At 62.0% G+C, this 12,400-nt stretch carries 9 protein-coding genes; 4 read left to right on the top strand and 5 right to left on the bottom strand.

The window, feature by feature from the left end:
- Positions 1-143: 143 nt before the first annotated feature.
- The gene (locus tag D0550_RS08390; protein WP_153067090.1) at positions 144-977 is read left to right on the top strand and encodes a hypothetical protein; all 834 of its coding nucleotides are present in this window, start codon (positions 144-146) and stop codon (positions 975-977) included.
- A gap of 82 nt (positions 978-1,059) precedes the next feature.
- A complete protein-coding gene (locus tag D0550_RS08385) occupies positions 1,060-2,691 on the top strand; it encodes a 3-(methylthio)propionyl-CoA ligase (RefSeq protein ID WP_116808658.1) in 1,632 nt (543 codons plus the stop codon).
- Between the two features lie 94 nt (positions 2,692-2,785).
- On the opposite strand, the gene D0550_RS08380 is transcribed toward D0550_RS08385, so the two are convergent.
- Entirely contained in the window at positions 2,786-3,928 is a 1,143-nt protein-coding gene (locus D0550_RS08380) for an OmpA family protein (RefSeq protein ID WP_116808657.1), read from the bottom strand.
- A gap of 177 nt (positions 3,929-4,105) precedes the next feature.
- On the opposite strand from D0550_RS08380, the gene D0550_RS08375 reads away from it, so the two are divergent.
- Entirely contained in the window at positions 4,106-4,849 is a 744-nt protein-coding gene (locus tag D0550_RS08375) for a helix-turn-helix domain-containing protein (protein ID WP_116808656.1), read from the top strand.
- A gap of 158 nt (positions 4,850-5,007) precedes the next feature.
- On the top strand, positions 5,008-7,527 hold the full coding sequence (locus D0550_RS08370; RefSeq protein ID WP_116808655.1) for a glycogen/starch/alpha-glucan phosphorylase: 2,520 nt from the start codon (positions 5,008-5,010) through the stop codon (positions 7,525-7,527).
- On the opposite strand, the gene D0550_RS08365 is transcribed toward D0550_RS08370, so the two are convergent.
- The 4 genes from D0550_RS08365 to D0550_RS08350 all read right to left on the bottom strand — a co-directional run bounded on the left by D0550_RS08365 (position 7,517) and on the right by D0550_RS08350 (position 12,296).
- The gene (locus D0550_RS08365; protein ID WP_161965707.1) at positions 7,517-7,942 is read right to left on the bottom strand and encodes an MAPEG family protein; all 426 of its coding nucleotides are present in this window, start codon (positions 7,940-7,942) and stop codon (positions 7,517-7,519) included. The two genes, D0550_RS08370 and D0550_RS08365, sit on opposite strands and share 11 nt — an antisense overlap.
- 23 nt (positions 7,943-7,965) lie before the next feature.
- The gene (locus D0550_RS08360; RefSeq protein ID WP_116808653.1) at positions 7,966-9,492 is read right to left on the bottom strand and encodes a fumarate hydratase; all 1,527 of its coding nucleotides are present in this window, start codon (positions 9,490-9,492) and stop codon (positions 7,966-7,968) included.
- 93 nt (positions 9,493-9,585) lie between these two features.
- Positions 9,586-10,035, bottom strand: coding sequence for a DUF1841 family protein (locus D0550_RS08355; RefSeq protein ID WP_116808652.1), 450 nt, complete (start codon positions 10,033-10,035; stop codon positions 9,586-9,588).
- Positions 10,036-10,064: 29 nt separating this feature from the next.
- On the bottom strand, positions 10,065-12,296 hold the full coding sequence (locus D0550_RS08350) for an Ig-like domain-containing protein (protein ID WP_116808651.1): 2,232 nt from the start codon (positions 12,294-12,296) through the stop codon (positions 10,065-10,067).
- Between the last annotated feature and the right edge of the window lie 104 nt (positions 12,297-12,400).

Genomic DNA, 12,400 nt, shown 5'->3' with positions numbered 1-12,400 from the left:
CCGGCCCCGAAACTGCCAACTGTTTGGCAGAGCGGCAAAATGTGACGCAGTACAGTCCCGCGCTAGACCAGACATAAGGAAGGGCGGTAGCAACCTTCCCCAGTTCTGTGGAAGGCGCCAGGCTCCAACGTCAAAGGATTTCGATGGGTCTTTCCGAAACCATTATGGCGGCCATGATCGGTGCGTTGGCCACCGTCACCACCGCCTTGTTCCAGCTGTTCAGCAGTTTCAAGCAGCAACGTAGCAGCAAGGTCGACGTGCGGCCGAAGAAAGGCTCTACGTTGCGCTCGGTACTCGCCGTGCTCGCGCTGATGGTTGCTTCGGCGGCTGGCGGCTTTCTGTATTCCGAATTAATCAAACAGCGCGCAGAGGAAGACATGCGTGCCATGCGCGGCGAGCTGAAGGAACTGCGCTCACTGATCGCTGCCGAACAAGAGGCCGAGCGAGCGGACGTCGCAGCTGCCGCGAAATCGGCCGCTATGGATCACCATGCAGTGACGTTGCCTGCGGCGATGGAGAGCGTCGCTGACAGTGTGGAATCGGTTGTCTATGTCCCTGCGTGCCGCGCCGGCAATGTCACAACCGGTTGCAATGAGCAGGAAGCTCAGCGCATCGCGCTCTGCGGGACGATACCCGCGTATGCCCGGGTCGATCGCATTCAATTGTTTGCGCAGCCGGACGCCATGCAACACCCCTGGGACAAACATCAGGTGAGCTTCGACCAGGATCTCGGCGGCGCGCGCTTCACCGGCAACTCGTTCGAGTATGCGCAGGGCGAGGATTTGAAAGCCGTCTGTGTGAATTTCGTACAGTGGAGCAGCGAGCATCCGCATATCGCGCGGATTGTCGTGGAGTTCGGCTTCGGGAATGTGCCGGCGCCGGCCGCCTCGGCACCAGTGCCGGCAGTAATTGCCGCTGAGTCGCTGCATGCAGGGCCGACGCCTGCCGCTTTCGCCGGCACCGGCGCGACCCAGTAACCTCAGTCCGGCGCGGCGAGCGCCCCAACGACATTTGTGGTATCTCTTTAGAGAGAACCATGAACAGCGATGGGGGACGGCCATGTTCGGACAGATGATGGACCGGCCGCTGCTGATCAGCGGCGTCGCGCGCCATGCAGAACTGCAGCACCCTCGGCGGGAGATCGTTTCGATCACTGCCGACAATCCCCGCCACCGATATACCTACCGGGATGCATTCGCCCGCGCCCGCAAGCTTGCCAATGCGCTGAGTCGGCTCGGGTTGCAGCGGGGCGATCGCGTGGCGACGCTTGCCTGGAACGACTACCGGCACTTCGAGACTTATTACGCGGTGTCCGGTTCGGGGTTCGTCTGTCATACCATCAACCCGCGTCTGTTCGAAGATCAGATCGTCTTCATCATCAATCATGCCGAGGACCGCTGGTTGTTCCTCGATCCAGCGTTCGTGCCGCTGGTGGAGAAGCTGCAATCGCGCTTGCCGAAGCTCGAAGGTTGCATCGTCATGACCGACGATGCGCACATGCCTCAAACCCAGCTGCCTCGCGCGCGCAGCTATGAATCCTTCATCGCCGTCGAGAGCGACAGTTTCGAGTGGCCCGAGTTCGATGAGCGCACCGCGAGCTCGTTGTGCTACACGTCCGGGACGACTGGCGATCCGAAAGGCGTGCTCTACAGTCATCGCTCGACCGTCCTGCATTGCTATGCCTCGGCCATGCCGGATGCGATGGCACTGTCGGCGCATGAAGTGGTGATGCCAGTCGTGCCGATGTTTCATGTGAATGCATGGGGCCTGCCGTATTCGTGCGCGATGGTGGGGGCGAAGCTGGTATTCCCGGGATCTAAGATGGGGGATGCGGAAACGCTGCAGGCGCTCATTGAAGAGGAGCAGGTGACGTTCTCGGCCGGCGTGCCCACGGTGTGGCAGGGCCTGCTTGCGTATCTGGAGAAAACCGGCAAGCGCATCGACAGCCTCACGCGTGTGTTGAGCGGCGGTTCGGCTGTGCCCCTGGCGCTGATGAACCAACTGCGAGAGCGTCACGACGTCGAAGTCGTGCATGCGTGGGGCATGACCGAGACCAGTCCCATCGGCACGATTCGTTCGCTGTCGCCGGAGGCGAACAGCTTGCCCGAAGAGCGTCGCAACGCATTGCGCGCTCGACAGGGGCGCACTGTGTTTGGTGTCGAGCTGAAAGTGGCCGATGACGCAGGCAACGAAGTGCCTCGCGACGGCAAAACGTTTGGCGCGCTGAAGGTGCGGGGCCCCTGGGTGGCGGCCAGCTACTACAAGCGTAACGGCGATGATGTGTTCGAGAACGACGGTTGGTTCGATACCGGCGACGTCGCGACGATCTGCCCGCTGGGGTACCTGCAGATCACGGATCGGACCAAGGATGTCATCAAATCAGGTGGTGAGTGGATCAGCTCGATCGACCTGGAGAACCTGGCAGTCGCGCATCCAGCGGTGGCGCAGGCCGCGGCGATTGCGATCCCGCATCCGAAATGGCAGGAGCGGCCGTTGTTGGTAGCGGTATTGAAGCCCGGAGCGGCAGCGACTGCAGAAGAGCTGTTGCAGTTCTTTGCAGGCAAGGTGGCGAAGTGGTGGATTCCGGACGACGTGGTGTTCGTCGAGAAGCTGCCGCTGACGGCGACGGGCAAGCTCAGCAAATTGCAACTGCGGCAGCAGTTCGTGGGGTATCAGTTTCCATTGAGATGAAAAAGGCTCCTGCCCTGACGGGAAGGAGCCGGTTGGTTTTCTTGGGCGGGCCTCTCTCCTTGCGAAGAGAGGCCCGTCCTTCGACACGAGCTGTTTAGCGCTCGACCTTACCTTCGCCCTGGACTTCCACGTCGCCAGGGTTATCCAGCACGGCCATCACCACACGGCGATTCAAGGCGCGGCCCTCGTCGGTCTTGTTGTCCGCGATCGGCTGCGCTTCGCCGTAGCCCTTCGCGGTCAGTTGCGACGTGGGTACGCCCTGGCCCAGCAGGAAGTTGCGGACCGAGTCGGCACGTTGCTGTGACAACTTCAGGTTGTACGCATCCGGGCCGGCGCTGTCGGTGTGACCCTGCAGCTCGATCTTCAGTCGCGGATATTTCTTCAGATCCGCGGCCACGTTGTCGAGAGCGTTGCGGGACTCCGGCTTCAGCGTCGCCGAGTTGTACTCGAAGGTCACACCTTCCAGCGTGATCGAGCCCTTGCGTGTGCAACCGTACGCATCGACCGCAACGCCTGGAGGTGTATCCGGGCACTTGTCGACGTTGTCGAGCACGCCATCCTTGTCCTGGTCGCCAACAGGCGGCGGGGGCGGCGGAGGCGGCGGTGGCGGGGGCGGCGGCGGCGGAGCTGCTTCAACCGGCTTCGGCGGCGGCGCGCCGAACGAGTATTGGAAGCCCAGCAAGCCGAGATAATCGCGATAGTGTCCGTTGGCACCCGCGTCATCCCAGCGAGCCTTCAACTCGGGACGCAGCGAGAAGGTGCGTGAGCCATCGCTGTTCTCCCACGCCTTGATGAACATACCGACGCCAACTTGCGACATGAAGTCGGTTGCGTCACCGCCGTCGCTCTTCGGGCGATCGTTCTGCGCGACACCGAGACCGGCGCTCAGGAACGGTTGCACGACGCCGCCGCGATTGAACACACCCAGCAGGTCGATCGAGCCGCCATACAGGCTCAGATCGCTGTGATTCGGACCGCCGCCGATCTGCGAGCCGTTGAGATTGAGCTCGACGTTCAAGCCACGATTGACAACCTTGCCGACGGCCAGGCCATACAACCAATCCTTATCCTGCAAGGGGCGGTCGTTGTCGACGGAAATGCCGCCGATCTGCGGAGTGATGTACCAGTGGCCGACCTCATCGGCCGCAGCCATCCCCGGCGCGGCGATGACGAGCGCTGGCACGGACCAGCGTAAAGCCGGCCTGGCCAGGGCACGTAACGCGTGAAACACCTTCATATCGATTCCTCTTGTTTGTTCAACGTGCCTGCACACCCGATGCCGTTGTGTTGGACCGGATATGCCGACGGGGCGACACCTTAGCGACCTCAGCGCGTCGAACAAGCTTTGAAAACCGAAGTACCGGATTACGGTACTCTAAGCACCGCGGTGTTAGCTCTGTCGGGATTTATTGCAGTGAATGAGACCAAGAACCTGCTGGAAACTTTGAAGCGCTGCTTGCGCGCGCGTGGCATGACCTACCAGAAGCTCGGCCGCTCGCTGGGCTTGAGCGAGTCGTCGGTGAAGCGTTTGTTCTCCGATGAATCTTTTACATTGGTGAGATTGGAGCGCGTGTGCGCAGCCATCGATATGAGTGTCGCCGATTTGGTACGCATGGCCGCAGGCACGCGCGAAGCGCAGACCTTCAGTTTGTCGCTCGAGCAGGAGCGCACTTTGGCAAGCGATGCTTCGTTGCTCGCATTGTTTTATTTGCTGATGAATGGCAGACCGGTGGAGGCGGCGGAACGTCGGCTCGGCCTCAACCCACGAGCGATGCGCGGGTTGCTGGACCGGCTCGTGGGAGCACAGCTCATCACTCTCGATGCCAAGCGCAGGATTCACTTGCATGCGCGCCTGCCGATTGCATGGCGCCCGGACGGGCCGGTGCGTAAGTTATATGAGCGCCAGGTGCGGGCGGAATTTCTGCAAGGCCGCTTCACCGGCAGCAACGAGGCGCTGTCGTTTCATTCCGCTGAGCTGTCGCCGGCGTCGGTGCGCATCCTGCTCAAGAAGATCGACAAGCTCGCGGCTGACTTCGCCGACCTCGCGGCGCTCGATGTGCAACTGCCAGCACGAGACAAGACCAGCATTGCGCTGCTGCTCGCGTGCCGCCCGTGGGTGTTCTCGATGTTCTCCGCATACCGCGCCAAGGCAGCGTAGCTGCACTCAAAAGAGGCGGGTCGTTCGGCCCGCTGATTTAAGCCGGTGCGGGCCCGCGTGTCGGTGCCCGCCTGACTGCGATTACCGACAGCTGCGCTGGCCCGCACGATATTTGCACCATTCACGCCGTTTGCGGACTACAACAAGCAGGTACTGTCATGGCCACGTCAATGCAGCCAGTGGAAAGCCAGCCTTACGAAGACGAGCGCACGGCGCTGACCAAGGAGGCGTTCAAGCACGCCTTCCTGGACAACTTGTTTTACGTGCAGGGGAAGTTCCCGGCGCTCGCCACCCAGAACGATTACTACCAGGCGCTGGCGTGCGCGGTGCGCGATCGCCTGTTGCAGCGGTGGATCAGCACGGCGGCTGCTTACACCAAGCAGGGTTCGCGCACGGTCGCGTATTTCTCGGCCGAGTTTCTGATGGGCCCTCATCTTGGCAATAACCTGATCAATCTCGGTATCTACGAACAGGTGCGCGACGCCATCACTGAGCTGGGCCTGGATTTCGATACCCTGTTGCGCCAGGAGGACGAGCCGGGACTGGGCAATGGCGGTCTCGGGCGCCTGGCGGCATGTTTCATCGATTCGATGGCGACGCTGGAGATTCCTTCGCTCGGCTACGGCATCCGCTACGAGTTCGGCATCTTTCATCAGGAGATCGTCGATGGCTGGCAGATGGAGCGCACCGACAAATGGCTGCGCTTCGGTAATCCCTGGGAGATCCTGCGGCCGGAGTGGGCGGTCGAAGTAAAGTTAGGCGGTCACACCGAGCAGTATCGCGACGAGCAGGAGCGTCTGCGCATTCGGTGGGTTCCGGACAAGGTCGTGGTCGGCGTTCCGTATGACACGCCGATTCTCGGCTATCGAAACAACACTGCGAACACGCTGCGCTTGTGGAAGGCCGAGGCGCCGGAGTCGTTCGATTTCTCCACCTTCAACCGCGGCGACTATGGCGGTGCGGTCCGACAGAAGGTGTGGTCGGAGACGCTGAGCAAGGTGCTCTATCCGAACGACGAGCAGATCCAGGGCAAGACCTTGCGCCTGGAGCAGCAATACTTCTTCGTGTCCGCTTCGCTGCAGGACATGCTGCGAATCATGCGGGTGCAGAAGCTGCCGCTGGAGCGCTTCCACGAGAAGTTCGCCGTGCAGCTCAATGACACCCATCCCGCGATTGCCGTCGCGGAGCTGATGCGGCTGCTGGTGGACGATCATGTGATTCCGTGGGATCGAGCCTGGAGCATCACCTGCAAGACGTTTGCATACACCAACCATACGTTGTTGCCGGAAGCGCTGGAGTGTTGGCCGCTCGAACTGTTCAAGTCGGTGCTGCCGCGGCATTTGGACATCATCTACGAGATCAATGCGCGCTTCCTCGATGAAGTACGCATTCGCTTCTATGGCGACGAGTCGCGCCTCGCGCGGTTGTCGTTGATCGATGAGCACGGCGAGCGCTACGTGCGCATGGCGCATCTGGCGTGCGTCGGCAGCCACACGATCAACGGTGTGGCGGAGTTGCACTCCGAGCTGCTCAAGCATGACGTGCTCAAAGATTTCTACGAGATGTGGCCGCACAAGTTCAGCAACAAGACCAACGGTGTGACGCCGCGTCGCTGGATGGCGCTGAGCAATCCGCGCTTGACGGGCCTGATCAGCGAAGCGATCGGCGACTCCTGGCTCAAGAATCTGGACGAGCTGATCAAGCTCGAGCCGCTGGCCGACGACGCGGCATTCCGGCAGCGCTGGCGCGAGATCAAGCACGCCAACAAGGTCGATTTTGCTGCGTTCCTGAAGCGGCGCAATGGCGCCGACATCGATCCGCAGTCGCTGTTCGACGTCCAGGTCAAGCGCATTCACGAATACAAGCGGCAGCACTTGAACATCCTGCACGTGATTGCTCTGTATCACCGGCTGCGCTCCGACCCGAATGCCGACCTTCAGCCCCGCACGTTTGTGTTCGGCGGCAAGGCGGCGCCGGCGTATCACCTGGCCAAGCTCATCATCAAACTGATCACTTCGGTGGGCGATGTGGTGAACCGCGATCCGGCGGTCAAGGATCGATTGAAGGTGGTGTTCCTGCCGAACTTCAATGTCACCAATGGTCAGCGTGTGTATCCGGCCGCCGATCTGTCCGAGCAGATCTCAACGGCGGGCAAGGAGGCGTCGGGCACGGGCAACATGAAGTTCTCCATGAACGGGGCGTTGACCATCGGCACAATGGATGGCGCCAACATCGAGATCCGTCAGGAAGTCGGTGCGGAAAACTTCTTCCTGTTCGGCTTGACCGCGGAGCAGGTGGCTGAAGCCAAGGCTCGCGGCTATCGACCGCTCGAGTACATGACGCCCGAGTTGCAGGAGGTGATCTCTCTGATCAACAGCGGGTTCTTCTCACGTGGCGATGCGGAGTTGTTCCGCGCGCTCACCGATGGGCTGTTGTGGCACGACCCCTATCTGGTGTTCGCAGACTTCGAGTCGTATTCCCAATGTCAGCTGCAGGTGAGCCAGGCTTATCGCGACGTCGATCACTGGACCCGCATGTCGATCTTGAACGCGGCGCGCAGCGGCAAGTTCTCTTCGGATCGCACGATTCGCGAGTACTGTGCGGATATCTGGCACGCGCCTTCTGTGCCGGTGCGCCTGCTGTCTCAGGAAGACGTGAAAGTCGGCTTCATGCAGTGAGCAGGCGCGCGGCGAACAGCGCCCACATCACGTACAGCACGATGCTGCTGGCGAAGAACAACTGGAAGCGTCGGATGACGCGGTTGCTCGTGAGGTGCACGTACGTGTGCGCTGCTCGCAGCACGACGTAACCCCAGGCGCACGCCAGCAACAATGCTGTCGTGAGCTGGGTGATCGCGAGGAAGCCGCACAGCGCATAGAACAGCACCGGCACCTCGAACAGATTGCGGAAGTGGTCGGAGGCCGCCACGTTCTGCAGCGTCTCGTGCACCTGTTTGGCGTTCGCCAGTTGTTGGGGATGAATCCGCCGAGACCGCATCTCGGCGATGCGGTCTCGATACAACTTGATAAAAACCGCCCCGGTCAGCAGGGCGAGGGCGGTGGGGGGCAACAGGATCGCGTGCTGGATCTGCATGGGTCCCTCCACCGCGTTGTTCTTTACACCACTTTGACGGGGATGCCGGCGATGCGCTTGCGCCATTCCGCAGGGCCGGTCTCGTGCACCGACTCGCCGCGAGCGTCGACGGCGACGGTTACCGGCATATCCTTCACTTCGAATTCGTAGATCGCTTCCATGCCCAGATCGCCGAACGCGACCACGCGGCTGGAACGAATCGCCTTCGACACCAGATACGCCGAGCCACCGACGGCCATGAGGTATGCAGCCTTGTGCTTGCGAATGGATTCGATGGCTTCGGGACCGCGCTCGGATTTGCCGACCATGGCGATCAGACCGGTCTTGCCGAGCATCATGTCGGTGAACTTGTCCATGCGGGTGGCCGTGGTCGGGCCGGCGGGGCCGACGACTTCGCCTTTCACCGGATCGACGGGGCCGACGTAGTAGATCACGCGATTCTTGAAATCCAGTCCCGCTGGCAACGGCTGACCCGATTCGATCAGCGTGTTGATGCGTTTGTGAGCAGCGTCGCGACCGGTGAGCATCTTGCCCGACAGCAGCAAGCGCTCGCCCGGCTTCCACGAGGCCACGTCTTCGCGCGTGAGCGCATCGAGATTCACGCGGCGCGATTCAGCGGAGGCTTGATACGTGAGCTTCGGCCACAGCTCGAGATCCGGCGGATCGAGCTTCGCAGGACCCGAGCCGTCGAGCACGAAGTGCGCGTGACGAGTCGCGGCACAATTCGGAATCACTGCGACCGGCAGCGACGCGGCGTGCGTCGGACAATGTTTGATCTTTACATCGAGTACGGTGGTGAGGCCGCCGAGGCCCTGCGCGCCGATGCCGAGGGCGTTGATCTTGTCCATGAGCTCCAGGCGCAGCGCTTCGAATTTGTCCTTCGGGCCGGCTTCGCGGATCTCATGGATGTCGATGGCTTCGAACAACGATTCCTTGGCCATCACCATGGCTTTCTCGGCGGTGCCGCCGATGCCGATGCCGAGCATGCCCGGCGGGCACCAGCCCGCGCCCATCTGCGGCACGGTCTTCAGCAGCCAATCGACGATGGAGTCGGACGGATTCAACATCACCATCTTGGATTTGTTTTCCGAGCCGCCGCCCTTGGCCGCGACTGCGATGTCGAGCGTATCGCCGGCCACGACTTCCATATGGATGACCGCAGGCGTGTTGTCCTTGGTGTTCTTTCTATCGAACAAAGGATCGCCGACGATCGAGGCGCGCAGCATGTTGTCCGGATGGTTGTAAGCGCGCCGCACGCCTTCGTTGATCATGTCGCTCAACGACATCGTGGCGTCGGTCCACTGCACGTTCATGCCCACCTTGACGAACACGGTGACGATGCCGGTGTCCTGACAGATCGGGCGGTGGCCTTCGGCGCACATGCGCGAATTCACCAGAATCTGTTTGATCGCATCCTTGGCTGCCGGGCTTTCCTCGCGCTCGTAAGCGGCCGCCATGGCCTGGATGAAATCGGGCGAGTGGTAATAGGAAATGTACTGCAGGGCGTCGGCGACGCTCTGGATCACATCGTCTTGCTTGATGGCTGGCATGGTCGTGGCGTGGGAGCTCGAAGGGCTCGCGAGGGGGCGGAATCTACCATTCGCGTCCTGATGCGGCCACCACGCGGAGCGCGAACGCAGGCATCACTTTATGCGAAGGCCCGCCAGCTCCCGGATGCGTCGCAGATAAGCCTGCTCGTCGGGCGGCCGACCGGCGCGCTGCGCTTCCCACAGCGCCTCTGCGAGGCGCTCGATGATCTGATGCTCGGCGTCGTGGGGCTCGCCCAGGCGCGCCGCCAGCGCCTCGAAAGCGGCCCGGATGCCGGGCGGACGATCGGTGCCGATCTGATCCCGGACCGCCAGATGCAGGCCCATGTGCAGGAACGGGTTGGACTGGCCGCCCTCGGGGCTGTAATCGCGGTCGACTACGTCGTCCGAGCGTTCCAGCGCCGCCTGATATTCAGGGTGGAGCGCGACCACGTCGGCGATCTGCGCTTCCAGCGGCTCCATCGGGATGCCCTCGCGATGCTTGCGCCAGGCATCGATGTACATCTGGCGCAGTTGGTCGCGGGATTGGGTGTCGAAGATCGGCATGCGGCGATTCTAGCCGCTTACGCGGGTCTTCAGGGCAGGGCCACCCGATAAAGCGTGCCGCTCGACCCTGTCCGGAAATAAGCGACGCCATCGGCTTGCATCAACGCTGATGGCAACGTATCCAGCCAGAGCCGCGTTCCGTTCGCGGAGCTCCACGTATGCATCCGGGTACCGTCTGTGAAGGTCACGCGACCGTTCCTGATAGTGAACCAGTTGATGTACGGGTTGTCCTGCGCGATCAGTTCTGTCGTGACCGAGCCATCGTTCACCTGCAGCGTGTTGTCACGATCGATCCAATAGACCACTCCGCCTTCGAGCGAGGCAACGCGGACATCCGAACTGAGCATGGCGGCCGCCGCAGGATTGCTCAGCGGTGCGATGAATAGTTCCGTGGTCGGAGGCGCGGGATCGAGCCAGATGAGGCGCATGCCATCGGTGGTCGGGCGGGTGACAGAGCCGCTGACCAGCAGCTGCGTGACATTCGTCTGCAGATTGTGGCTGTAGATTCCGGCGGTGCCATTGAGGGTAGTCTCGAACAGCAGTTGCTCGTTTCCCGGGGTGGCAACGATGTCGTGCCAGCCACCTGCGATCACGTTTCCGACCGGTACATCTCTGGAGATGCCGGTCTGCAGGTTGTAGACCCTGAACATCGTCGGAGCGCCAGCCTGCACCCAGCTCAGCCACGGGCCGCGCAGCCGTGGCAGGTTGGTGGGGGTGAAGGCGGGAGCAATCGGCGATTGTGAGATATCAGTCGCCTGTCCGGAGGCGTCGAGCAGGTAGATACGTTGATTTTGTCCGTACGCCACGATGCGCCCTTCGCTCATCCGGTACGTCGCGCTGCCAAAGGTCGCGGCGGGAAACTGTGTTTCTACGCCGGCGGGATTTCTCAGCACCACTGCACCGGAAGCCTTTCGGTACAGCAGTGAGCCTCGGTCCGCCGCCAGCAACTGTTCCGCGTCCCTGGCGAGCAGTTCATAGCTCAACGACGTGGAGGGCACAATGACGTTGTAGTAACGCGAGGTCATCCTGCCGTATCCGTCCTGCAGTCGGATCGAGACCGAATGCTCTCCGGGCGGCACGCCGGCGAGCGCGAAATCCACGGCGAATGGACTGGTCTGGGTCCTCAACACCCCCAGATCGCCTGCGTCGATGGTCAGGTTCGCGCCGGGGAGGTCGTCACTGAAATCCCCGCGGATGCTGACCCGGTCGCCCGATGTGATCATGCCGTCGAACAGTCCTGTGACATCAAACGTGGCAGGCGCATCCACCGTATACGTGCGCTCGACCTCGGCGGTGCCAGTCGCGTTGTCGGTTGCGACGACGCGAAATACATTCACGCCCGGCGGCAACGTTGTGGTGTCGAGGTCATAAACGTACTCACTGCTGCCGCTGCTCGGCGCGCTTGCCACGTGCACCGAACTGCCATTGATAAAAAATTCCACGGAGGCGATGCCGGCGTCGGAGGACGCATTCGCCACGAGTTGCAGAGGATGGGCGGGCGTGGGAGAGGGGGCGACCAGATGAAACAGTATCGCGGCCGCCGGGTTGTCTACTTGCAGCGCGCGCGTCCAGGCGACCCTCAGGCCAGGAGTCATCTCGACGAACGCACGTAGTTGGCGCGTGCCGTCGACGAGCTGTTGCGCCGGCAGTGTTGCGGCGAATGTTCCACCGCCTGTCACGCGGGCAAACTGCGTGCCGTCGAGAGAATACGAGACCGATAGCGCAGATTCGGCGTCCTGCACACTGACGCGAGCCGCACCACGTATCGGCTCGGCCTGGTCGATCTGAATCGTCACGGGATTGCTGGGGGCCAGGTCGATGGCGATCTCGGTTTCGTTGCCTGGCGAGTGCAAGGGTAACGAGCGTTCTTCCAGAGTCGCCATCACCCGATATCGGGCGGAGGCGGGCACGGTCCGAACCCAGAAAGTCTCCCCTCCCTCCATGGGCCGCAGCGTATCCACCAGTTCCCAGCTGCCTTCGCCCACCCGCCGCTCCACGCGATAGTTCAACTCGTCCTCGAACATATCCACCCAGGTGATCACCAGCTGCGATCCGGTCAAGAGCATGCGCAGGCGTGCGTTCTCTGCGCTGTACTGTTCCCAGTCGATCGGCGGTGGTGGTGGGGGAGGCGGATTGTTTGGTGAGCCACCGCCAGGGGGCGGGGTCGTGGTCGGCGGATTGTTGCCGCCACCACCTCCACCACCACAGGCGGCGAGGACGAACGCAAGCAATGCGAGAACCAGAGTCCGCTGAGCGATCACTTGAATCTTCCCGAGGGCGGCCGTGCCCGCTGCAATTGATTGTTGTTCGGCTGGGCCGTCAGCCGTGAGCGGGAGATTCTAGCGCCAGGCGGCGCTGCTAGTAA

This window comes from Steroidobacter cummioxidans (assembly GCF_003104955.1).
This window is presented reverse-complemented; position numbering and strand designations above follow the sequence as displayed.

Bases quoted from the DNA above. Each gene is read 5' to 3' on its own strand.
- D0550_RS08380 (WP_116808657.1), bottom strand. From the start codon at position 3,928: ATGAAGGTGTTTCACGCGTTACGTGCCCTGGCCAGGCCGGCTTTACGC.
- D0550_RS08390 (WP_153067090.1), top strand. From the start codon at position 144: ATGGGTCTTTCCGAAACCATTATGGCGGCCATGATCGGTGCGTTGGCC.
- D0550_RS08385 (WP_116808658.1), top strand. From the start codon at position 1,060: ATGTTCGGACAGATGATGGACCGGCCGCTGCTGATCAGCGGCGTCGCG.
- D0550_RS08360 (WP_116808653.1), bottom strand. From the start codon at position 9,492: ATGCCAGCCATCAAGCAAGACGATGTGATCCAGAGCGTCGCCGACGCC.
- D0550_RS08370 (WP_116808655.1), top strand. From the start codon at position 5,008: ATGGCCACGTCAATGCAGCCAGTGGAAAGCCAGCCTTACGAAGACGAG.
- D0550_RS08365 (WP_161965707.1), bottom strand. From the start codon at position 7,942: ATGCAGATCCAGCACGCGATCCTGTTGCCCCCCACCGCCCTCGCCCTG.
- D0550_RS08355 (WP_116808652.1), bottom strand. From the start codon at position 10,035: ATGCCGATCTTCGACACCCAATCCCGCGACCAACTGCGCCAGATGTAC.